A 21,586-nucleotide genomic window follows, 5' to 3' on the forward strand; every position below is an offset into this window, starting at 1 on the left:
CGTCTAACGTGGGTCCCGTGGACGCCTTCGCCGACCTGTTCCGGGGGGTGCGCGCGCAGGGCTCGCTGTTCGGCAGCACGACGCTCTCGCGGCCCTGGGCGCTGCGCTTCGTGGACGGCGCGCCCCTGACCCTGTGCGCCGTCCTGGGCGGCGACGCCTGGATCGTCCCGGAGGGCCTGGCGCCCGAACCGCTGCGCCCGGGCGACACGGTGATCGTGCGGGGGCCCGCGCCGTTCACGGTCGTCGACGAGCCGGGCACCACGGCCGAGCCCCTCGACTGCGGCGAGCACTGCACCGCCCCCGAGGAGGGTGGCGCCCGCCACCGGCGCGGCTGGCACGACCCCGGGGACGGCGCCGCCGACGCGACCACCCTGATCGTCGGCGCCTACCCGGTGCACGGCGAGATCGGCGACCGGCTGCTCGACGCCCTGCCCACGGTGCTGCGCGTCGACTCCGGCGGCACGGGCGACCCGGTGCTCGAGCACCTCGCCGCCGAGGTCGCCACCGACGCGCCGGGCCAGCAGGTGGTGCTCGACCGGCTCCTGGACTGGCTGCTCGTCTGCTCGATCCGCCAGTGGTTCGACCGACCCGGCGGCGAGCCCCCGGCCTGGTACGCGGCGCAGCGCGATCCCGTGGTCGGCGACGCGCTGCGCCTGCTGCACGCCGAGCCCGCGGCGCCCTGGACGGTCGCCGCGCTGGCGGCGCGGACCGGCGTCTCGCGCGCCACGCTGGCCAAGCGCTTCACCGACCTGGTCGGCGAGCCCCCGCTCACGTATCTCACGCGCTGGCGCATGACGCTCGCGGCGGACCGGCTGGTGGAGGACGAGGCGGCGACCGTCGGCGAGGTCGCCCGCGCCGTGGGCTACGCCGACGCGTTCGGGTTCAGCGCGGCGTTCAAGCGGACCCGGGGCGTGAGCCCCAGCCGGTTCCGGCAGCTGGCCTGAGTTCTTTCCCCGAACCGCCCTCGTGCCGTCGGCGGCGGTGTCACGATCCCCGCATGCCCGAGGGGGTCGACGTCCGTCCCGAGGACCTGCGACGGGGCGCGGCGCTGCTGCGCGACGACGCGGGCCGGCTGGGGGCCGCCGTCGGCCGGGCCGTGGAGGGCGTGGCGGCGGTGGCCACCGGAGCGGGCGACGGCCCGCTGGTGGAGGCGGCGGATGCGCTCGCTGGCCGGCTCGACGCCCTGCTGCGCGCCCTGACGGGCAGCGTCACCGAATGCGCGGCGGCGCTGGACGCCGCGAGCGCGCAGTACGTGGCCCTGGACCAGCCCGCAGACCCGGGTGACGTGCCGCCCGTCGTCGTGCTCGGCCTCACGCCGCCCCGCTGATGCCGCTCGCCGGGAACCCCGACGCCCTGCTCGCGGCCGCGGACGAGCTGGCCGAGGCCGCCCGGGCCCTGGGCGCCCTCCGGGGCGAGATGGCGGCGCACGCGCGGGCGATCACCACCGACTGGTCGGGACTCGCCGCACCGCTCGCCCTGGAGCGGATCGGCGGGGACGCCGACAGCGCGGGCCGGGCGGCCGAGGCCGTGGCGGCCGTCGCGGGTCCGCTGCGGACCTACGCCGACGAGCTGCGGGCGGCGCAGCGGGACTTCGCCGTCGGCGAACAGCAGCGCGGCGAGCAGGGCCCGCCCGCGGGGGCCGTGCCGGCCGGTCCGGCGCTCCCCCACGGTCAGGCGCTCGTGACGGCCGCGGCCGAGCGGGCCCTGGTGGCGAACGAGGCCGCCGCCCGCGCTTTGCAGACCGCGGCCGACGCCCTGCCCGGAGCTCCGCCGGCCACGGCACCGCAGACGGGAGGGCCGGGGCTCGCCGGGATGCTGGCCGAGGCGGGCAACATCGCCGCCTCGCTGGGCAACGCCGCACTCCAGCACCCCGCGTCCGGCCTCGCCGTCGTCGGCGGCGCCGCCCTCGCCGGCCTGAGCGCCGTCGGCGTGGTCGGCGGGACCGCCGCGACCGCGACCGGTGTCGGCTCGCCGGTGGGCGTCCCGCTCACCGGGCTCTCTGCCGCGGGCCTCGCCACGGGTGTCGGCCTCGCCGGCGCGGGCGCGATCGACCTGTCCCAGCACGCCCTCGGCGACGACCGCGTGGCGCCGTTCCAGGTCAACGAGGAGACCGGCGGCGATGAGGCGACGCCACCCTTCGAAGCACCGGGCGAGATCACGGGGCTGACACGGCACGGCGCCGAACGCGCCGAGAGGCGGGACGGCGTCGGTGTTTCGGACGAGGCGATGGCCGACGCCGTCGCCAACCCGATCGCCGGGCCGAAGTACCAGAGCCAGAACCAGACCTATGTGTACGAAGGGCGGGACGCGATCGTGTTCCTCAACGAGCAGGGCCGCGTCGTCACCACGTGGGCGACGACGTCGAACGGATGGAGGAACCGATGAGCGCGATCGAACGCCTCGATGTGGAGACCGCCGGGACCATTCGAGCTGTTCTCGGTCGTCGCACACCCGAGCTCCTCCGCGCCGTCGAGAGCACGGACGACCCCACGATGGCCATCCGTGAGCAGGTCCAGGACGTCCTCGCGGACGAGTTCAGCGGCGAGGTGTCCGGCCCGGACTGGGAGCCGACGGCGCACGGCCTCCGGGTCGACGACGCAGTTGGTCGCTTCCTCATCGCCTTCCCGATCACACAGCCGACGAAGGGCACCGCCGACTGGCCCCCGACCCCGGACCTGCGCGGCCCTGAAATCGCGGGACGCAGGTGACATCGCTCCCCGAACGCGAATCCGCGCGAGACATCCTCGTCGAGGGCCTACAGGACTGGATCGACCTCGGCTTCGCACGCCAGTACGTCAGCGACGAGGTCGGAGACGTTCCGGTCACCGAGCTAGGTGAACAGACCATCGGGGTCATCGAACACCTCCTCCGCGCTGGTCTCGTCGTCGCCGGCGACGTCTGGGACGGCTTCACGCCGTGGCCGCTGGACCCGGAGGCGACCGTCGCGCGCATCCGCACGGAGTGGGACCAACCCGCCGCTCAGCTCCTCCCCGGCGACATCTGCTGGTTCGAGATCACCGAGTCCGGCGCGACGCTCGCACGTCGCATCAGGGCCGAGCGGTGAACGCACTCGATCACCTGGACCCCGCGGCCGCCGACACCGTCCGCATCGTCCTCGGGCGACGGGCGCCCGAACTCCTCCGAACCCTCGAGGAGACCGACGACCCACCGATGGAGCTCCGCCAACAGGTCAAGAACGTGCTCGCCAAGGAGTTCGTCAGCAAGGACGGTCTCCAGCCCGACCACGAGCCGACGCCCCACGGCAGACGGGTGGACGACGCCATCGGAACCTTCGTTTCGCAGTTCCCGATCGAGCGGTCGCACGCCGTAGTTGAGGCCCCACGAGCGGAGATCCCCGTGACGCCGATCCTCGACCGCGAGTCGGCGCGCGACATCCTGCTGTGGGGCCTGGAGGACTGGGTCGACCTCGCCTTCGCGCGCCAGTACGTGAGCGACGAGATCGGGGCCGCGTCGCCGGTGGAGCTGCGCGAGCAGACGATCGAGGTCATCGACGCTCTGCTGCGCGCCGGGCTCCTCGTTGCCGGGGACCTGACGAAGTCGGGCTTCCGGGCGTGGCCCGAGGACCCGAGCGCCGCGATCACGCGACTCCGCGCCGAGTGGGCCGATCCCGGTGCCGTGCTCCACACGGGCGACGTCTGCTGGTTCGAGATCACCGAAGCCGGTGAGACCCTCGCCCGGCGCCTCCGCGAGGCCGGCCCCTCGGGGCCCTCGTGACCCTGGGCGACGGCGATGCGGAGCACCGTGAACGAGAGCCCCACCTAGCCCCGCGTCGCGGACGAAGATCGCTCCGGGTGCTCCTCCGGACCCGCCTGACGGGCTCGGAGGAGCAGCGGGAGCGATCACGCCACGCCGACGTCCACGAGGGGCACGTTCGGCAGCCCCGCGAGCCTCTCGATCATGCGCAACGTGCCCCTCGCCCCACCGCAGCGCCGCCGGGACGAGCGCTGACCCTCACGCCCCCGCGAGCGAGATCGCGACGCCGTCGGCCAGCAGCCGCCCGCGGCGGGTGAGGACGGCCCGGCCCCGTTCCCAGTCGGCGGGGTCGAGCAGGCCCTCGCGCGCGGCCTCGTCGCCCGCCGCCCGGCCCGGACCGTCGAGCACGGACGCGGCCAGCCCGTCGACGGTGCGCAGCTCGAGCAGCACCTGTTCGAGGTGGGCCTCGTCGGGCGTGACCCGCTCGCGCGCCTCGGCCGGTGAGCGCCCCGCGGCCAGGGCCGCCGAGTACTTCGCGGGGTGGCGCACGTTCCACCAGCGCGTGCCGCCGACGTGCGAGTGCGCTCCGGGCCCGGCGCCCCACCAGTCGCCGCCGCCCCAGTAGCCCAGGTTGTGGCGGCAGCGGGCGTCGGTGGTGCGCGCCCAGTTCGACACCTCGTACCAGCCGAACCCGGCCGCCGAGAGCGTGTCGTCGACGATCTCGTAGCGGTCGGCGAGCACGTCGTCGTCGGGCATGGGGAGCTCGCCGCGTGCGACCCGGCGGGCCATCGCGGTGCCCTCCTCGACGATCAGCGAGTACGCCGAGACGTGGTCGGCGCCCGAGGCGAGCACGGCGTCGAGCGAGCGGCGCAGGTCGTCGTCGGTCTCGGTGGGTGTGCCGTAGATGAGGTCGAGGTTGACGTGGCGCAGCCCGGCCGCGTGCGCCTCCCCGACGACGCGCACGGCTGCGCCCGGGGTGTGCCGGCGGTCGAGGACGGCGAGCACGTGGTCGACGTCGGACTGCATGCCGAGGCTCAGCCGGGTGTAGCCGGCGTCGGCGATCGCGGCGAGCAGCTCGGGGGTCGTCGACTCGGGGTTGGCCTCGGTGGTCACCTCGGCGCCCGGGCGCAGGCCGAACGTCCCCCGCACCGCGTCGAGCACCGCGACGAGGCCCTCGGCGCCGAGCAGCGAGGGCGTGCCGCCGCCGAGGAAGACGGTGTCCGCCTGCGGTGGAGTCCCGAGCACCCGGGCGGCGAGATCCAGCTCGCGGCGCAGGCCCTCGAGCCACGAGGCGGGCGAGGCCGGGTCGTCGGACGACGTCAGCCCGAGGTCCGACGCCGTGTAGGTGTTGAAGTCGCAGTACCCGCACCGCGTCGCGCAGAACGGGACGTGCACGTAGACCCCGAACGGCCGCGTGCCGAGGCCGGTGAGCGACGCGGGCGGCAGCGCGCCGTCGGACGGCGCCGGCTCGCCGGACGGGGGGACGGAGGGCACGGCTCCATTCTGCGCCCGCCCTGTGGATCAGTAGTGCCCGGCGGCTTTGCCGTAGTGGTGTCCGGCGTTCGGAGCACTAGCGTCCGGGAGCATGCCGAGGGCCCTGCGCGTGGCGCCGACCTGCACCATCGCGGTCCTCGCGCTGGTGGCGTGCAGTGCTCCGCAGCACCGGGCACCGCAGACTGGCCCGAGAGCACCGACCCCGACGCCCCGCCGTACGGGGTCAACCTGCGCCTGCGCCCCGACGTCGACGTGTCGGCCTACACGCCCCAACAGCGCGTGGTGATCACCGCGCTGCAGACCCACGGCGTGTACCTCTCCGACGGCGGCGAGATCGCGCTGACCTTCGCCGACGACAGCACGAGCACCGCGAAGTGGGCCGACCTCGGCATCGGGGCCCGGACCTTCGCGAGCCTCCCGGTCGACGCCTTCGAGGTGATCGACCACGGTCCCGAGGTCCCGCTCACCTACGAGTGCGCGCGGGGCTGACACAAGGCTCTGGGGCAAAGATCACGTCCGCGGCCCGTGCGGTGGAGCCCCCCGGAGCGGGATGGCACGGTTCTCGTGTGCCCGCGTTCCGCCCGTTCCTCGTGGCCCGGCGCCACGTCGACTTCGGCCGTCTCGCGAGCCACCTCTGCCGCGCGTGCTGAGCCCCCCGGCCCGCACCGCCCCCTGAGCAGAGGACCCCCGTGAGCACCACCGCGCCCGCCATCGCGCCCGAGGACACCACCACCAGTCCGCGCACCGTGCTCGTCGCGTCGCTGATCGGCACGACGATCGAGTGGTACGACTTCTTCCTGTTCGCCACGGCCGCCGGGATCGTCTTCCCGCAGCTGTTCTACGGCGCCGGCGACCCGACCGTCGCGACGCTCCTGTCGTTCGCCACGTTCGCGATCGGCTTCGTCGCCCGCCCCATCGGCGGGCTGATCTTCGGGCACATCGGCGACCGGGTCGGCCGCCGCGAGACGCTGATCGTGACCATGGCGCTCACCGGCATCGCCACCGCCGCCATCGGGTTCCTGCCCACCTACGCGGCCATCGGGGTGGCCGCGCCGATCCTGCTCGTCGTGCTCCGGGTCATCCAGGGCATCGCGATCGGCGGCGAGTGGGGCGGCGCGGTGCTCATGGCCGTCGAGTACGCCCCGGACGGCAAGCGCGGGCTCTACGGCGCCACCCCGCAGATCGGCCTGGGCCTGGGCCTCGCGCTCGGCACCGGGGTGTTCGCCCTGCTCGGGCTCGTGATGGACGACGCCGCCTTCCTGTCCTGGGGCTGGCGCGTCGCGTTCATCGCGAGCCTCGTGCTCGTCGCGGTCGGCCTGGTCGTGCGGCTCGCCGTGATGGAGACGCCCGCGTTCCGCCGCATGCAGGCCGCCGCCGAGGTCTCGCGCGTCCCTGCCGTCGACGTGCTGCGCGACCCGCCGTCGCGGCGCAACCTCGGCTGGGCCCTGCTCGCCCGTTGGGCCGAGGGCGCCTCGTTCAACACCTGGGGCGTGTTCGTCCTGACCTACACGGTCGCGACGCTGAAGATGCCGCGCACCGAGGTGCTGGTCGCCGTCACCGTCGCCGCGATCGTCAGCGCGATCGTCGTCCCGTTCGCCGGCGCGTGGGGTGACCGGATCGGGCGCGGCAGGGTCTTCGCCCTCGGGTGCGTGATCCTCGTGATCGGCGTCTTCCCCGCGTTCGCCCTGCTCGGGACCGGCTCGATCGTCGCCGTCACCGCCGTGCTCATCGTGATGCTCGGCTTCTCCTACGGCCTGGCGAGCGGCGCGGAGTCGACGCTGTTCGCCGAGGTCTTCCCCACCCGTACCCGCTACACCGGCATGTCGCTGGCCTTCCAGGGCGGCGGGATCTACGCGTCGGGCCTGACGCCGCTGATCCTCACCTCGCTGCTCGCCCTGGGCGGCGGGGCGCCGTGGTACGCCGCCGGGTACCTCGCCCTCGCCGGCGTCGTCAGCACGGTCGCTGCCCTGCGCGCGAAGCCTCTCGAGACGCTCTAGGAGACCCATGAGCATCACCGCCCACTGGTTCCTGCCCACCTACGGCGACTCGCGCGGCCTCGTCGGCGGTGGCCACGGGGTCGCGACGCGCGCCGCTGACGCCGTGCGCCCGGCCGAGATCGGCTACCTCGCGCAGATCGCGCGCGCCGCCGAGACCGTCGGCTTCGAGGGCGCCCTGACGCCCACCGGCGCGTGGTGCGAGGACGCCTGGCTGACCACGGCGATGCTCGTCGCGGAGTCCGAGTGGTTGAAGTTCCTCGTCGCGTTCCGGCCCGGCGTCCTCTCCCCCACCCTCGCCGCCCAGCAGGCCGCGACGTTCCAGCGGCACTCGCAGGGCCGCCTGCTGCTCAACGTCGTCACCGGGGGCGAGCCCACCGAGCAGCGCGCCTACGGCGACTACCTCGGCAAGGACGACCGGTACGTGCGCACCGGCGAGTTCCTCGACGTCGTGCGCCGGCTGTGGTCCGGCGAGACGGTGACGCTGCACGGCGAGCAGATCCACGTCGACGAGGCCGCGCTGACCCGCGTGCCCGACCCCGTGCCGCCGGTCTACTTCGGCGGCTCGTCACCGAAGGCCGGCGAGGTCGCCGCCGCGCACGTCGACGTGTACCTGACCTGGGGCGAGCCGCCCGAGCAGGTGCGCGAGAAGATCGAGTGGATCCGCGGGCTCGCCGCCGCCCAGGGTCGCGAGGTCCGCTTCGGCATCCGTCTGCACGTGATCACCCGCGACACCTCGGACGCGGCGTGGGCGCAGGCCGAGAAGTTCCTCGAGGGCATCCCCGACGAGATGATCGAGCAGGTGCAGGCCGGCCTCTCGCAGAGCGAGTCCGAGGGCCAGAAGCGGATGCGCGCGCTGCACGAGAAAGCAAGACAGCACGCCGGTAGGGGGACGAAGACCGCCGCGGACCTCGAGGTCGCCCCCAACCTGTGGGCGGGCGTCGGGCTGGTGCGCGGCGGGGCGGGGACGGCGCTGGTCGGCAGCCACACCGAGGTCGCCGACCGCATCGCCGAGTACCACGACCTCGGGATCACCGAGTTCGTCCTCTCGGGGCACCCGCACCTCGAGGAGGCGTACTGGGTCGGCGAAGGCGTGCTGCCCGAGCTGGGTCGCCGCGGCCTGTGGACCCACCCCGCCGGCACCACCGACGCCGCCCCCGCCGCCATCCCGTTCGCCCAGTAGCGGGTGTGCGTGCATGTCCGTGTCAGGACACGGACAAGCACGCACGAGGCCGTAGGCCAAAGGTCACGTGGAGAAAGACCCCCTCCTCGTGGCAGTCTGGCGGTCGTGCGCGCGACCGGACTGCTCCTCGTGAGCCGACGTCACGTCGACCTCGTGCGCCTCGCGAGCTCCCTCTGCCGGGCTCACTGAGCGCGAAGCACCGCCACCACGCCCCAGCGGGACCGCGCACCACCTCGATCGAGGGTCACCTCGTCGTGCCCGCGTGCGCCCGTGCACCACCCCCGGAGGATTCCCCACCCATGGCCGCTACCGGCGCCCCGTCGTCCGAGAACGCCACCACCTCGGAGGAGTCGTACGCCGAGACGACGCCACTGCGTCACCCGGGCGCCACCGAGGACGAGCCGCCGAAGCCCAAGCCCGCCCGCGCCCGCAAGGGCAAGGCCGAGGGCCAGTGGGCGCTGGGCTACCGCGAGCCGCTGAACAAGAACGAGCAGTCCAAGAAGGACGACCACCCGCTCAACGTGCGGGCGCGCATCGAGAACATCTACGCCCACCGCGGCTTCGACTCGATCGACCCGGCGGACCTGCGCGGGCGTTTCCGCTGGATGGGGCTCTACACCCAGCGCGCCGAGGGCTTCCCGGGCACGGCCACGGGCCACGTCGAGGAGGAGGAGCTCGACGCGTCGCACTTCATGCTGCGCGTGCGCGTCGACGGCGGGGGCCTGACCACCGAGCAGCTGCGCGTCATCGGCGAGATCTCCCAGACCTTCGCCCGCGACACCGCCGACGTCACCGACCGCGAGAACATCCAGCTGCACTGGATCCGCGTCGAGGACATGCCGGAGATCTGGCGCCGGCTCGAGGGCGTCGGGCTCTACACCACCGAGGCCTGCGGCGACTGCCCGCGCGTCGTGCTCGGCTCGCCGGTGGCGGGCATCAGCGCCGACGAGGTCATCGACGGCACCCCGGCCATCGACGAGATCGTCGAGCGCTTCATCGGCGACCGCTCGCTGGCCAACCTGCCGCGCAAGTTCAAGACCTCGATCTCCGGGCAGCAGGACGTCGCCCACGAGGTCAACGACGTCGCCTTCGTCGGCGTCGTGCACCCCGAGCACGGGCCGGGCTTCGACGTCCACGTCGGCGGCGGGCTCTCGACCAACCCGAAGCTCGCGGTGCGCCTCGGCGCCTGGGTGCCGCTCGAGGAGGTCGCCGACGTCTGGCACGCCGTGGTGCAGGTCTTCCGCGACTACGGCTACCGCCGCCTGCGCACCCGCGCGCGCATCAAGTTCCTCATCGCCGACTGGGGCCCCGAGCGGTTCCGCCAGGTCATGGAGGAGGAGTACCTGGGCCGGAAGATGATCGACGGCCCGGCGCCGGAGGCCATCGCCGGCACCGTCGACCACATCGGCGTGCACGAGCAGATCGACGGCAACCACTACGTCGGCGTCGCCCCGCCCGCCGGGCGCACCAGCGGCTCGACGCTCGTCGGCGTGGCGAAGGCCGCCGAGGACGCGGGCTCGTCGCGGGTGCGGCTCACGCCGTACCAGAAGATCCTCGTGCTGGACGTGCCGTCGGACAAGCTCGACGGCCTGACCGCCGCCCTCGACCACCTCGGGCTGCCCGCCCGCCCGACGCCGTGGCGCCGCGCGACCATGGCGTGCACGGGCCTCGAGTTCTGCAAGCTCGCGTTCGTCGACACCAAGAACCGCGCCGGCGAGCTGGTCGAGGAACTCGACCGGCGCCTGGCCGACGTCCAGGACGCCCTCGAGCACCCGGTGTCGATCCACCTCAACGGCTGCCCGAACTCGTGCGCGCGGGTCCAGGTCGCCGACATCGGGCTCAAGGGCCAGATCGTCAACGACGCCGCGGGCGAGCCGGCCGCGGGCTTCCAGGTGCACCTCGGCGGCGGGCTCGGCCTCGACGCCGGCTTCGGGCGCAAGCTGCGCGGCCACAAGGTGCTCTCCGACGAGCTCGGCGACTACGTCGAGCGGGTCGTGCGCGCCTACGCCGAGGGCCACGAGCCCGGCGAGCGCTTCGCCCAGTGGGTCGTGCGCGCGGAAGAAGGGCAGCTCACGTGAGCGGGAGCCGATCGCTGCCCCTCCAGTACTGCCCCTACTGCGGCGAGCAGGACCTGCACCCCCGGGAGGACCCGGAGGGCGCGTGGGAGTGCGCCGACTGCCGCAGCACGTTCGTCGTGACCGCGGCACCGGCGCCGGCGAGAGGAACCGCATGACCACCAGCACAGGGACGCGTGACGACCTGCGGGCCGAGGCCCTCGCCGCGGGCGAGCGCTTCGCCGCCCGCGAGGGCGTCGTGGGCCACGAGGAGCTGACCCGCGAGATCCTCGCCTGGGCCGCCGAGACCTTCGGCGACGGGCTGATCGTCGCGTCCAACATGCAGGACGCCGTGCTGGTCGCGCTCGGCGCCGAGGCCCGGGCCGGCGTGGACGTGCTGTTCCTCGAGACCGGCTACCACTTCGCCGAGACCCTCGGCACCCGCGACGCGGTCGCCCAGGTCTACGGCGTGCACATCGTGCAGGCCGAGCCCGACGAGACCGTCGCCGAGCAGGACGAGCTGCGCGGCAAGGACCTCTTCGCCACCGACCCCAACGAGTGCTGCCGCCTGCGCAAGGTGGTGCCGCTGCAGCGCACGCTGGCCCGCTACGACGCGTGGGTCACCGGCGTGCGCCGCGTCGAGGCCCCGACCCGCGCGACGACGCCGCTGGTCACCTGGGACGAGCGCCACGGGCTGGTCAAGATCAACCCGATCGCGCACTGGTCCGACGAGCAGATGGAGACCTACGTCCGCGAGCACGCGGTGCTGGTCAACCCGCTGGTCGGCGCGGGCTACCCGTCGATCGGTTGCGCGCCCTGCACGGCCAAGCCGGCCCCGGGCGCCGACCCCCGCAGCGGCCGCTGGGCCGGCACCGCCAAGACCGAGTGCGGGCTGCACGGATGACCGCCGCGGAGATCACCACCGCCCAGACCGACCAGCTGGACGCGCTCGAGGCCGAGGCGATCCACATCATGCGGGAGGTGGCCGGCGAGTTCGACCGCCCGGTGATCCTCTTCTCCGGCGGCAAGGACTCGATGCTGCTGGTGCACCTCGCCCGCAAGGCGTTCTGGCCGGCGCCGATCCCGTTCCCGGTGCTGCACGTCGACACCGGGCACAACTTCGACGAGGTCATCGACTTCCGGGACGCCGTCGTCGAGCGCTACGGCCTCGAGCTCGAGGTCGCGCGCGTGCAGGACTACATCGACGACGGGCGGCTGGAGGAGCGCGCCGACGGCACGCGCAACCCGCTGCAGACCACCCCGCTGCTCGACGCGATCACCGAACACCGCCACGACGCGGTCTTCGGTGGCGGGCGCCGCGACGAGGAGCGCGCGCGGGCCAAGGAGCGGGTGTTCAGCCTGCGCACCGCGTTCGGGGCGTGGGAGCCCTCGCGCCAGCGCCCCGAGCTGTGGAACCTCTACAACGGGCGCCACAAGCCGGGCGAGCACGTGCGGGTGTTCCCTCTGTCGAACTTCACCGAGCTCGACGTGTGGCGCTACATCGCCCGCGAGGGCGTCGAGCTCCCGTCGATCTACTACGCGCACACCCGCGAGGTGTTCGCCCGCGACGGCATGTGGCTGACCAGCGGGCCGTGGGGCGGTCCCCGCGACGGCGAGGAGACCCGCACGATGTCGGTGCGCTACCGCACCGTCGGCGACGGCTCCTGCACCGGCGCGGTGGAGTCCACCGCGACCACGCTCGACGAGGTGCTCGACGAGGTCCGCGAGAGCCGCCTCACCGAACGCGGCGCCACGCGCGCCGACGACCGCCTCTCCGAGGCGGCCATGGAGGACCGGAAGCGAGAGGGCTACTTCTGATGCCGGACCTGCTCAAGCTCGCGACCGCGGGCAGCGTCGACGACGGGAAGTCCACCCTCGTCGGGCGGCTGCTCTACGACACGAAGTCGGTGCTCGCCGACCAGATGGAGGCCGTCGAGCGCGCCACCGTCGGCGGCGGCGACCCGGACCTCTCGCTGCTGGTCGACGGCCTGCGCTCGGAGCGCGAGCAGGGCATCACGATCGACGTCGCGTACCGGTACTTCGCGACGCCGCAGCGCGCGTTCGTCCTGGCCGACACGCCGGGCCACGTGCAGTACACGCGCAACACCGTCACCGGGGCGTCCACCGCGTCGCTGGCCGTGCTGCTCGTCGACGCCCGCAGCGGCATCGTCGAGCAGACCCGCCGGCACGTCGCGGTGATGGGCCTGCTGCGCGTGCCGCGCCTGGTGCTCGCGGTCAACAAGATGGACCTGGTCGACTTCGACGAGAACACCTACTGGCGCATCGCCAAGGAGTTCTTCGGGCTCACCGAGGCCCTCGGCTACCCCGAGGACGCCGTGGTGGCGATCCCGCTGTCGGCGAAGAAGGGCGACAACGTCGTCCTGCCGTCGGAGAACACGCCCTGGTACGAGGGCCCGACGCTGCTCGAGCACCTCGAGTCGGTGCCGGTCGCGGGCGCCGACCACGACGCCCCGTTCCGCTTCCCCGTGCAGTACGTCGTGCGCCCGCGCACCGACGAGCACCCGGACTACCGCGGCTACGCCGGGCTGGTCGCGGCGGGCACGGTGCGCGTGGGCGACGAGGTGGCGGTCCTGCCCGACGGGCACCGCACCCGCGTCGAGGGCATCGACACCTTCGACGGCGAGCTCGAGGCCGCGCACGTCGGCCAGAGCGTGGTGCTGCGGCTCGCCGACGACCTCGGCGTCGCCCGCGGCTCGCTGCTCGCCGCGCCGGGCGGGGCCGAGCCGGTCACCGAGTTCGACGCCACCCTGGCCTGGCTGCACGAGAAGCCGCTGCGCCCGGGCGCGCGCCTGCTGCTCAAGCACGGCACGCGCACCGTGCAGGCCATCGTCGCCGCGGTGACCCACCGGCTGGACACCGAGACCCTGTCGGTGGTCGACGAGCCCGGCGAGCTGGGCATCAACGACATGGGCCAGGTCTCGCTGACGGTCTCGGAGCCGCTGCCCCTCGACGAGTACGACGAGGTCGCGGCCACGGGGGCGTTCCTGCTCATCGACCCGCAGGCCGGCGACACGCTGGCCGCGGGCCTGGTCGGGCGCCCGCTGGTGGCCCGGCCGCTGCAGGACCTGGAGTCGGACGGCTCGTGAGGCCCCGGCCGGGGTGGCGGCTCACCCGCCGTCGTCACGTCGACCTGCGCCGGACCGGGGCGACGGGGTGTCGCGCGGTCACCTGACCGCCACCCCGCCCGTCCCCGAGCCGCCCCGGAGCGACCCGCCATGCCGGACGAGATCGACGAGCTGACCCGTACCCACCGCCTGCACCCACCCCACGAGCACCCCTGCGCCGGGGGTGCCACGATCTGGCTGACCGGCCTGCCCAGCGCCGGCAAGTCGACCATCGCCAACGGGGTCGCCGCCCGCCTGCGCCGCGAGCGCTGCGGGGTCGAGGTCCTGGACGGCGACATCATCCGCGAGAACCTCTCCCGCGGCCTCGGCTACTCCCGCGAGGACCGGGCGGTGAACATCCGCCGCATCGGTTTCGTCGCCGAGATGCTCGCGCGCAACGGCGTGATCGTGCTGGTGGCGGCCATCGCCCCGCACGCCGACGTCCGCGCGCAGGTGCGGGCCGCGCACGCGGCGTCCGGCACGCCGTACGCCGAGGTCTACGTGTCCACGCCGGTGGAGGTGGCCGGCGAGCGCGACGTCAAGGGCCTCTACGCCCGCCAGCGCGCCGGCGAGGTGCAGGGCCTGACCGGCGTGGACGACCCGTACGAGGTCCCGGAGTCGCCGGACCTCGAGATCCCCAGCCACGGCCAGTCGGTGGATGAGTCGGTGGACCTCCTCGTGGATCATCTGTCCCGGCGCGGTCTCACCGAGCAGGCCCCGACGACCACGAGGACGGCCCGATGAACGCCACGCTGCTCCCGGTCCCCCACGGCGACGGGACGGTCGTCGTCCCGCCGCCCGTGGACGCGCCCGGGTACTGGGCGGGCGCGCCGAGCGTGCTCGTCGTCGACGACGTCGTGTACCTGTCCTACCGGCTGCGCCAGCCCGAGGGCGTCGGCCGCGGCTACGCGAACGTCGTCGCCCGCTCGACCGACGGCGTGGCGTTCGAGACCCTCGCCGTGGTCGAGAAGGACGCGTTCGGGGCGGAGTCGCTGGAGCGGCCCGCGCTGGCGCTCTCGGACGAGGGCCGATGGCGCCTCTACGTGAGCTGTGCGACGCCGGGCACGAAGCACTGGTGGGTCGACGTGCTCGAGGCCGACACCCCGCAGGGGCTCGCGCTCGCGCCGCGGCGCACGGTGCTGCCCGGCGACGACCTGCACGCCGTGAAGGACCCCGTGGTGCGCCGCGACGCGCACGGCTGGCACCTGTGGGCGTCGGTGCACCCGCTCGACGACCCGGACGCCACCGACCGCATGACCACCGAGTACGCGACCAGCCCCGACGGCCTCGACTGGACGTGGCGGGGCACCGCGCTCGCGCCGCGCCAGGGGCTCTGGGACGCGCGCGGGGTGCGGATCAGCGCCGTCGTCCCGGTGGGCGACGAGCTCGTCGCGACCTACGACGGGCGCGCGACCGCCGCCGAGAACTGGGAGGAGCGCACCGGGATCGCCCGCGCCGCCGGTGACGGGCGGTTCGACGCGGTGGGCGACGCGCCCGCCGCCGAGTCGCCGCACGCGGGCCGGGGCCTGCGCTACCTCGCCGTCGCGGACGTCGCCGGCGTGCGGCGCCTGTACTGGGAGGCCACCCGGGCCGACGGCGCGCACGAGCTGCGCACCGAGGTGCTCCTCGAGGCCGGGCTGCCGGACGCGGCGTGAGCCTGCCCGACTTCCTCATCATCGGGGCACCGAAGACCGGCACGTCGGCACTGCACCGCGCGCTCGCCGGGCACCCCGAGCTGTTCCTGCCGTCGGTCAAGGAGCCGAAGTTCTTCCTCACCGACGGACCGCCGCCGAGCACCGGCGGCGGGCCCGGCGACGTCGCGACCTGGGGCGAGCACGTCTGGCGCCGCGACGACTACGAGGCGCTGTTCGACCCCGCGCCGCCCGGCACGCGGCGCGGCGAGGGCACGGTGTTCTACCTCTACGACCGGGACGCCCACCGGCGCATCGCCGAGCTGCTGCCCGCCGTGCGGCTGATCGCGGTGCTGCGCGACCCCGTGGAGCGGGCGCACTCGAACTGGTCGCACCTGCGCGAGGCCGGGCTCGAGCCCGAGGCCGACTTCCTCGCCGCCTGCCGGGCGGAGCCGGAGCGCCGGGCCGACGGGTGGGCGCACTTCTGGCACTACGTCGCCCAGGGCAGCTACGGCGAGCAGCTCGACCACCTCACCGGGCTGGTCGACCCCGAGCGGACCCTGCTGCTGCGCTACCGCGACCTGCGCGACGAGCCCGTGGCCACCGCCGACCGGGTGTGCGCGTTCCTCGGCGTCGCGACGGGGCGGATCCCCGAGGTCCCGCGCCACCACGTGCGCCCCGACGTCTCCGGGCGCGCGGGCGGCGGCCCGTCGGCCGAGGAGCGGGCGGCGCTGCTGCCCGCGTTCGCCGACGACGTCCCCCGCGTCGAGGCCCGCACCGGCTGGGACCTCACCGACTGGGTGCGCTGACGCGCATGTGAGCACTTCTTGGTGCTGCAGCACCAAGAAGTGCTCACATGAGCGCTAGCTCACCTCGTTGAGCTTCCCGGTCGCGACGTCGAGGACGAAGCCGCGCACCGAGCCCTTGTTCTTCACGAACGGGCTGTCGGTGATGCGCTTGATCGACTCGCGCACGTCGCCCTCGACGTCGGGGAACGCGTTGGCCGTCCACGACGGGCGCTCGCCCGCGGCCTCCTCGAGGATGCCGGCGAACTGCTCGTCGGTGAACGTCACCATGCCGCAGTCGGTGTGGTGGATGAGCACGATCTCCTCGGTGCCGAGGAGGTGCTGGCTGATCGCGAGCGAGCGGATCGTGTCGTCGGTGACGACGCCGCCGGCGTTGCGGATGACGTGCGAGTCGCCCTCGGCGAGCCCGAGCGCGCCGTAGGGGTTCACGCGGGCGTCCATGCACGCCACGACGGCGGTCTTGCCGGCCGGCGGCAGGGGCAGCTCACCGGGGAAGTTCGCGACGTAGCTCTCGTTGTTCTTCAGGTACTCGTCGGTGACGGACACGCGGGGACTCCAGGGCTGGGTTTCGGTGATGTGCGGGCGGCGGGCAGGCCGGCCACGCGAGCGGGTCAGGACGTGCGAGGACCCGGGACGCTCACGCGGCCCGTCGACACCACTGATCGAACTCCAGCACGCGCCGGCTCGGCCAGAACGGCTCGAGGGCGCGGGGACTCATGCACCCATCTCACCGCAGGCATCCGTCCGGCCGCAACGACGGTCACACCCCGGTTGCGGGCGGTGGGCGCCGCACCCCACGATCACGCGGTGGACACCGGGGCGCTCCTGACGCGGCGTCGCCACGTCGACCTCATGCGCCTCGCGCACGCCACCTGTCGCTGACACACGCCGCCCGTCCCCGTCCCCCCCCTGCTCCGGGAGCCCGTGTGTCCACCCTCCAGACCGTCGCGCCCGCGCGCACCCCGCGCCGCGTCGCGCTCGCCAGCGCCATCGGCACGACCATCGAGTGGTACGACTTCTACCTCTACGCCACCGCCACCGCGCTGGTGTTCAACAAGCTGTTCTTCCCCTCGATCAGCCCGACGGCCGGCACGCTCGCGGCGTTCGCCACCTACGCCGCCGGGTTCGGCGCCCGCCCGATCGGCGCCGTCATCGCCGGGCACCTCGGCGACCGCCTCGGACGCCGCACCGTGCTCGTCGGCGCGCTCGTGCTCATGGGCGGGGCGACGACGCTCATCGGCGTCCTGCCCTCGTACGCCAGCATCGGCGTCGCGGCGCCCGTGCTGCTCGTCGTCCTGCGGATCCTCCAGGGCCTCGCGGTCGGCGGCGAGTGGGCGGGCGCGGCGATCCTGGCCGTCGAGCACGCCCCGCCCGGGCGTCGCGGGTTCTTCGGCAGCTTCACCCAGCTCGGCTCGCCGGCCGGGATGCTGCTGGCCACCGGCCTGTTCTTCCTCGTGCGCACGACCGTCGGCGACCAGGCGTTCCTCGACTTCTGGTGGCGCCTGCCGTTCCTCGCCAGCGCCCTGCTCGTGATCGTCGGGCTCGTCATCCGGCTGCGGATCACCGACGCCCCCGAGTTCGTCGCGCTGCGCGAGCGGGGCGAGGTCGCGCGGCTGCCCGTCGTCGAGGTGTTCCGGGCCGCGCCGCGCCAGGTCCTGCTCACCACCGGGCTGCGGCTCTCGCAGATCGCCCTGTTCGTCCTCATCACCACCTACGGGCTGACCTACATCGCGAAGGAGATCGGCCCCGGATCGAGCGCCGGGCTGCTCGCGGTCGTGGTCTCCTCCTCGCTCGGGCTCGCCACCACCCCGCTCTGGGCGATCCTCTCCGACCGCGTCGGGCGCCGGATCCCGTACCTGTTCGGGGCGGTCGGCGGCACGCTGACCCTGCTGCTGTTCTTCCTCGCCGTCGGCACGGGCTCGACGCTGCTCGTCGTGCTGGCCGTCGTGCTGGCCGTGAACGTCACCCACGACGCGATGTACGGGCCGCAGGCGGCGTGGTTCGCCGAGCTGTTCTCGACGCGGCTGCGCTACAGCGGCGCGTCGCTGGGCTACGGCATCGGCTCGGTGATCGCCGGCGGCTTCGCCCCGCTGGTGGCCGCGGCGGTCGTCGGCGCCACCGGGTCGTTCTGGCTCGTCGTGGTGATCTTCGCCGGGGTCTCGGTGCTGACGATCCTCGCCGCGGTGTTCGCGCGCGAGACCGCCTTCGACGAGCTGGGATAGTCCGCGCCGTGCCGCCAGACAAGCGCCGTATCCACCTCAACGCCTTCGCCATGAACTGTGCCGGTCACCAGTCGGCCGGGCTCTGGCGCCACCCCGACGACGAGAGCCACCGCTACACGGACCTCGACCACTGGATCGGCCTGGCCCGCACGCTCGAGGACGCGGGGTTCGACGCCCTGTTCCTCGCCGACGTCCTCGGGGTCTACGACGTGTACGGCGGCTCGCGCGACGCCGCCGTGCGCGCCGGGGCGCAGGTGCCCCTGGGCGACCCGATGTTGCTCGTGCCCGCCCTGGCCGCGGCGACCTCGCGGCTGGGGTTCGGGGTCACCGTGTCGGTGAGCTACGAGCACCCCTACGCCCTGGCCCGGCGGCTGACCACGCTCGACCACCTGACCAAGGGTCGGGTGGCCTGGAACGTGGTCACCGGCTACCTGGCCAGCGCGGCGGCGAACCTCGGGCTCGGCGAGCAGCTGGCCCACGACGAGCGCTACGCGATGGCCGAGGAGTACCTCGAGGTCTGTTACCGGCTGTGGGAGGAGTCGTGGGAGGAGGACGCCGTGGTCCGCGACACCGAGCGCGGCGTCTACACCGACCCGGCGAAGGTGCACGACATCGCCCACCACGGGACGTGGTTCGACGTGCCCGGCCCGTTCCTGTGCGAGCCCTCCCCGCAGCGCACGCCGGTGATCTTCCAGGCGGGCGCGTCGTCGCGTGGGCAGGCGTTCGCCGGGCGCCACGCCGAGGCGGTGTTCGTCTCGGGTCCCTCCACCGCGGTCGTGGCGAAGTCGGTGGCCGGCATCCGGGCCGCGGTCGCCGAGGCCGGGCGCGATCCCGAGTCCGTGACGATCTTCATCCAGCTCGCCCCCGTGGTGGCGCCGACGTCGGAGGAGGCCCACGAGCTCTTCGCGTCCTACCTCGCCGTCGCCTCCCGCGAGGGCGCGATGGCCCTGTTCGGCGGGTGGACCGGGCTCGACCTCGCCGACGTCCCGCCCGACGAGCCGCTGCGCCACGTGCACACCGACGCCGGGCAGACGGCGCTCGCGTCGTTCACGGTCGACGACCCGGACCGGGAGTGGACGATCGACGAGATCGCCGCCCACCTCGCGGTCGGCGGGCGCGGGCCGGTCGCGGTGGGCTCGCCGACCGAGGTCGCCGACGAGATGGAGCGCTGGATCGACGAGACCGGCGCCGACGGCTTCAACCTCGCCTACGCGGTCTCGCCCGGCACGTTCGAGCAGGTCGCCGAACTCGTCGTCCCCGAGCTGCGCCGCCGCGGGCGGATGCCGGCGGAGCCGCCGCGCGGGACGCTGCGCGAGGTCCTCGGCGGCGCCGGGCCCCGTGCCGCGGCCGGGCACCCGGCGGCCGGGCGCACCCCGGGAGCGTCGTGACCGACCTGCTGGCGTGGATCGCCGAGGGCGCGGCCGATCGGGAGCGCCGCGACGAGAGCCCGTTCGCGCAGGTCGCGGCCGTGGCGGAGGCCGGCCTCGGCGCGCTGTCGCTGCCCGTCGACGAGGGCGGGCGGGGCGCGGGGGTGCGCGAGCTGTTCGCGTTCGTCGTCGACCTCGCCGAGGCCGACCCGATCGTCGCCCACGTCCTGCGCACCCACTACAGCCAGGTGCTCGGGTTCCTGCGCCTGCCCGACCCCGACGTGCGCAGGCGCTGGCTCGACGAGGTGCGCGCCGGGAAGGTGTTCGGCAACGCGATCTCCGAGACCGGCCCGGCCGCGGCCGGCGGCCACGAGTTCGACACGCGCCTCGACGAGGTCGACGGGCGCCGCGTGCTGAACGGCACGAAGTACTACTCGACCGGCACGCTCTACGCGGACTGGATCGCGGTGGCCGCCCGCGTCGAGGGGGACCGGGTGGCCACGGTGATGGTGCCCGCCGACCGCGCGGGCGTGTCCGTCGTCGACGACTGGGACGGCATCGGGCAGGGCCGCACCGGCACCGGGACGACCACCTTCGAGGACGTCGCCGTCGCCCCCGAGGACGTGCTCACCGTGCGGCCGCGCCTCGAGCCGCGGCCCGCGGGGGATGTGGCGTTCCTGCAGCTCTACCTGCACGCGCTGGTCGCGGGCGTCCTGCGCTCGGTGGTCTCCGACGCGACCGGCGTGGTGCGCTCGCGCAGCCGCACCTTCGAGCACGCGCCCACCCCGCAGGCCGTCGACGACCCGATCCTGCACGAGGTCGTCGGCCGGCTGGCGGCGACGGCGTGGGTCGCCGAGTCGGCGGTGCTCACCGCCGCCGACGCGGTGCAGGCCGCCATGGACGCGGCCGCGCGCGGCGAGCCCACCGAGGACGCGCGCCACGCCGCCGCCCTGGCCCACTGCGCGGTCAGGTGCACCTGGACCGGGCGTCGCTCGACGCCGCGACCGCGCTCTTCGACGTCGGCGGGGCGTCCGCGTCCAGCCGCGCCCGCAACCTCGACCGGCACTGGCGCAACCTGCGCACGATCACCCTGCACAACCCGGCGTCGTACAAGGCCGCGGCGGTGGGGCGGCACCTCGTCACCGGCGACCCGCTTCCGGTGAACGGCTACTTCTGAGCCAGCTTGGCCACCGTGAGCAGGACGACCGCGTCCTCGACGGCCTCGAGGCGGTGCCGGGCGTCGGGGACGACGAGCAGGTCGCCCCGGCGGCCGTCCCAGCTGTCCTTGTCCGACACCAGACGCACGCGCCCGTGCAGCACGACGAGCGTGGCCTCGCCGGGGTTCTCGTGCTCGCCGAGCTCCCGGCCACCGGTCAGCGCGATCACCGTCTGCCGCATGACGTTCGCGTGCCCGCCCACCACGGTGTGGGCGGCGCGTCCCGCCGAGCTGCCGCGCGCGGCGGCCAGTTGCTGGCGGGCCATGGCGTCGAGGGAGAGTTTCAGCATGGTCGTCCTCGTCCGTGCCGGGGGTGGACGACCATGGTCGCCGCTCGGGCTCTCCCGGGGACACCGCCGAACGTCCTGCACACCGCACCCACCGAGGACGCTGCGTCAGGACAGCTTGACGTCAAGCGCACTTGACGGAACGGTGGCGGCATGAGCCCCGACCTGCTCGAGCGCGAGCACACCCTGCGCACCGCCGTCGCGCGGTTCGACGAGCTGCGGACGCAGGACTCGCTGGCGTCCGACGACGACCCCGGCGGCGCGACGGCCCTCACCGGCGAGGAGGCGCTGGAGATGCTGGCGCTCGGCGAGCTGATCGCGCGCAAGGCCGGCTACGGGCGCCAGCTCGGGGTGCGCAGCGCCCGGCGCGCCGGCGCGTCGTGGACCGACATCGGCCGCGCGCTCGGCTCGAGCAAGCAGGCGGCGTGGGAGACCCACAACCGCTGGCTCGACGAGCGGCGCCCCTGAGCGGAATGGGGTCGGGGACGGCGGG

25 protein-coding genes are annotated in these 21,586 nt (G+C 74.2%); 22 read left to right on the forward strand and 3 right to left on the reverse strand.

Going from position 1 to position 21,586, the window contains the following annotated elements; genetic code table 11:
* Positions 1-17 precede the first annotated feature (17 nt).
* Genes ACQPX6_RS21120 through ACQPX6_RS21145 form a run of 6 tightly spaced genes read left to right on the forward strand, consistent with a single transcriptional unit; the run spans position 18 to position 3,735 of the window.
* Positions 18-944, forward strand: coding sequence for an AraC family transcriptional regulator (locus ACQPX6_RS21120; RefSeq protein ID WP_433782382.1), 927 nt, complete (start codon positions 18-20; stop codon positions 942-944).
* 53 nt (positions 945-997) lie between these two features.
* Entirely contained in the window at positions 998-1,327 is a 330-nt protein-coding gene (locus tag ACQPX6_RS21125; RefSeq protein ID WP_433782383.1) for a hypothetical protein, read from the forward strand.
* Entirely contained in the window at positions 1,327-2,385 is a 1,059-nt protein-coding gene (locus tag ACQPX6_RS21130; protein WP_433782384.1) for a hypothetical protein, read from the forward strand. Before ACQPX6_RS21125 ends, ACQPX6_RS21130 begins: the two co-directional genes overlap by 1 nt.
* Positions 2,349-2,708, forward strand: coding sequence for a hypothetical protein (locus ACQPX6_RS21135; RefSeq protein WP_433782385.1), 360 nt, complete (start codon positions 2,349-2,351; stop codon positions 2,706-2,708). Before ACQPX6_RS21130 ends, ACQPX6_RS21135 begins: the two co-directional genes overlap by 37 nt.
* Positions 2,705-3,064 (forward strand): hypothetical protein, encoded by a 360-nt coding sequence (locus ACQPX6_RS21140; protein ID WP_433782386.1) that lies wholly within the window; start codon positions 2,705-2,707, stop codon positions 3,062-3,064. Before ACQPX6_RS21135 ends, ACQPX6_RS21140 begins: the two co-directional genes overlap by 4 nt.
* Complete coding sequence (locus ACQPX6_RS21145; RefSeq protein ID WP_433782387.1) at positions 3,061-3,735, forward strand: hypothetical protein; 675 nt, start codon at positions 3,061-3,063, stop codon at positions 3,733-3,735. The genes ACQPX6_RS21140 and ACQPX6_RS21145 overlap by 4 nt, the downstream gene beginning before the upstream one ends.
* Before the next feature lie 237 nt (positions 3,736-3,972).
* On the opposite strand, the gene hemW is transcribed toward ACQPX6_RS21145, so the two are convergent.
* Entirely contained in the window at positions 3,973-5,208 is a 1,236-nt protein-coding gene (gene hemW / locus ACQPX6_RS21150; RefSeq protein ID WP_433782388.1) for a radical SAM family heme chaperone HemW, read from the reverse strand.
* Positions 5,209-5,358: 150 nt separating this feature from the next.
* Between hemW and ACQPX6_RS21155 the strand changes: the two genes are divergently transcribed.
* The 12 genes from ACQPX6_RS21155 (at position 5,359) to ACQPX6_RS21210 (ending at position 16,004) form a co-directional block, all read left to right on the forward strand.
* Positions 5,359-5,697 carry a hypothetical protein gene (locus tag ACQPX6_RS21155; RefSeq protein ID WP_433782389.1) on the forward strand — a complete coding sequence of 113 codons (339 nt, stop codon included), beginning with the start codon at positions 5,359-5,361 and terminating at the stop codon, positions 5,695-5,697.
* Between the two features lie 200 nt (positions 5,698-5,897).
* On the forward strand, positions 5,898-7,205 hold the full coding sequence (locus tag ACQPX6_RS21160) for an MFS transporter (RefSeq protein ID WP_433782390.1): 1,308 nt from the start codon (positions 5,898-5,900) through the stop codon (positions 7,203-7,205).
* 7 nt (positions 7,206-7,212) lie between these two features.
* On the forward strand, positions 7,213-8,385 hold the full coding sequence (locus tag ACQPX6_RS21165; protein WP_433782391.1) for an LLM class flavin-dependent oxidoreductase: 1,173 nt from the start codon (positions 7,213-7,215) through the stop codon (positions 8,383-8,385).
* Between the two features lie 105 nt (positions 8,386-8,490).
* On the forward strand, positions 8,491-8,574 hold the full coding sequence (locus tag ACQPX6_RS21170) for a putative leader peptide (RefSeq protein WP_420791816.1): 84 nt from the start codon (positions 8,491-8,493) through the stop codon (positions 8,572-8,574).
* A 110-nt stretch (positions 8,575-8,684) separates the two neighbouring features.
* Positions 8,685-10,463, forward strand: a complete 1,779-nt coding sequence (locus tag ACQPX6_RS21175; RefSeq protein WP_433782392.1) for a nitrite/sulfite reductase — start codon at positions 8,685-8,687, stop codon at positions 10,461-10,463.
* Positions 10,460-10,618, forward strand: coding sequence for an Insertion element protein (locus ACQPX6_RS21180; protein ID WP_433782393.1), 159 nt, complete (start codon positions 10,460-10,462; stop codon positions 10,616-10,618). The genes ACQPX6_RS21175 and ACQPX6_RS21180 overlap by 4 nt, the downstream gene beginning before the upstream one ends.
* Positions 10,615-11,343, forward strand: coding sequence for a phosphoadenylyl-sulfate reductase (locus ACQPX6_RS21185; RefSeq protein WP_433782394.1), 729 nt, complete (start codon positions 10,615-10,617; stop codon positions 11,341-11,343). Before ACQPX6_RS21180 ends, ACQPX6_RS21185 begins: the two co-directional genes overlap by 4 nt.
* Positions 11,340-12,257: a sulfate adenylyltransferase subunit CysD gene (gene cysD / locus ACQPX6_RS21190; RefSeq protein WP_433782395.1), complete on the forward strand. Its 918-nt coding sequence runs from the start codon at positions 11,340-11,342 to the stop codon at positions 12,255-12,257. The genes ACQPX6_RS21185 and cysD overlap by 4 nt, the downstream gene beginning before the upstream one ends.
* Positions 12,257-13,546 carry a sulfate adenylyltransferase subunit 1 gene (locus ACQPX6_RS21195; protein ID WP_433782396.1) on the forward strand — a complete coding sequence of 430 codons (1,290 nt, stop codon included), beginning with the start codon at positions 12,257-12,259 and terminating at the stop codon, positions 13,544-13,546. Before cysD ends, ACQPX6_RS21195 begins: the two co-directional genes overlap by 1 nt.
* Positions 13,547-13,675: 129 nt before the next feature.
* Positions 13,676-14,308: an adenylyl-sulfate kinase gene (gene cysC / locus ACQPX6_RS21200; RefSeq protein ID WP_433782397.1), complete on the forward strand. Its 633-nt coding sequence runs from the start codon at positions 13,676-13,678 to the stop codon at positions 14,306-14,308.
* Positions 14,305-15,219, forward strand: coding sequence for a hypothetical protein (locus ACQPX6_RS21205; protein WP_433782398.1), 915 nt, complete (start codon positions 14,305-14,307; stop codon positions 15,217-15,219). The genes cysC and ACQPX6_RS21205 overlap by 4 nt, the downstream gene beginning before the upstream one ends.
* Positions 15,216-16,004 carry a sulfotransferase family protein gene (locus ACQPX6_RS21210; protein WP_433782399.1) on the forward strand — a complete coding sequence of 263 codons (789 nt, stop codon included), beginning with the start codon at positions 15,216-15,218 and terminating at the stop codon, positions 16,002-16,004. Before ACQPX6_RS21205 ends, ACQPX6_RS21210 begins: the two co-directional genes overlap by 4 nt.
* 54 nt (positions 16,005-16,058) lie before the next feature.
* Here the strand turns inward: ACQPX6_RS21210 and ACQPX6_RS21215 are convergent, their stop codons facing one another.
* Complete coding sequence (locus ACQPX6_RS21215; protein ID WP_433782400.1) at positions 16,059-16,547, reverse strand: beta-class carbonic anhydrase; 489 nt, start codon at positions 16,545-16,547, stop codon at positions 16,059-16,061.
* Positions 16,548-16,927: 380 nt separating this feature from the next.
* Here ACQPX6_RS21215 and ACQPX6_RS21220 point away from each other — a divergent pair, with 380 nt between their 5' ends.
* The 3 genes from ACQPX6_RS21220 to ACQPX6_RS21230 are packed head-to-tail and all read left to right on the forward strand — an operon-like array spanning position 16,928 to position 20,753.
* Positions 16,928-18,223 (forward strand): MFS transporter, encoded by a 1,296-nt coding sequence (locus ACQPX6_RS21220; RefSeq protein ID WP_433782401.1) that lies wholly within the window; start codon positions 16,928-16,930, stop codon positions 18,221-18,223.
* A gap of 8 nt (positions 18,224-18,231) precedes the next feature.
* The gene (locus ACQPX6_RS21225) at positions 18,232-19,611 is read left to right on the forward strand and encodes an LLM class flavin-dependent oxidoreductase (protein ID WP_433782402.1); all 1,380 of its coding nucleotides are present in this window, start codon (positions 18,232-18,234) and stop codon (positions 19,609-19,611) included.
* Entirely contained in the window at positions 19,608-20,753 is a 1,146-nt protein-coding gene (locus tag ACQPX6_RS21230) for an acyl-CoA dehydrogenase family protein (RefSeq protein WP_433782403.1), read from the forward strand. The genes ACQPX6_RS21225 and ACQPX6_RS21230 overlap by 4 nt, the downstream gene beginning before the upstream one ends.
* Before the next feature lie 4 nt (positions 20,754-20,757).
* Here the strand turns inward: ACQPX6_RS21230 and ACQPX6_RS21235 are convergent, their stop codons facing one another.
* A complete protein-coding gene (locus ACQPX6_RS21235) occupies positions 20,758-21,096 on the reverse strand; it encodes a cupin domain-containing protein (RefSeq protein ID WP_433782404.1) in 339 nt (112 codons plus the stop codon).
* Positions 21,097-21,246: 150 nt separating this feature from the next.
* Here ACQPX6_RS21235 and ACQPX6_RS21240 point away from each other — a divergent pair, with 150 nt between their 5' ends.
* Complete coding sequence (locus ACQPX6_RS21240) at positions 21,247-21,561, forward strand: hypothetical protein (RefSeq protein ID WP_433782405.1); 315 nt, start codon at positions 21,247-21,249, stop codon at positions 21,559-21,561.
* Positions 21,562-21,586: the final 25 nt, after the last annotated feature.

The sequence above is a fragment of the Actinomycetospora sp. CA-101289 genome (genome assembly GCF_050955895.1).
Taxonomy (GTDB): domain Bacteria; phylum Actinomycetota; class Actinomycetes; order Mycobacteriales; family Pseudonocardiaceae; genus Actinomycetospora.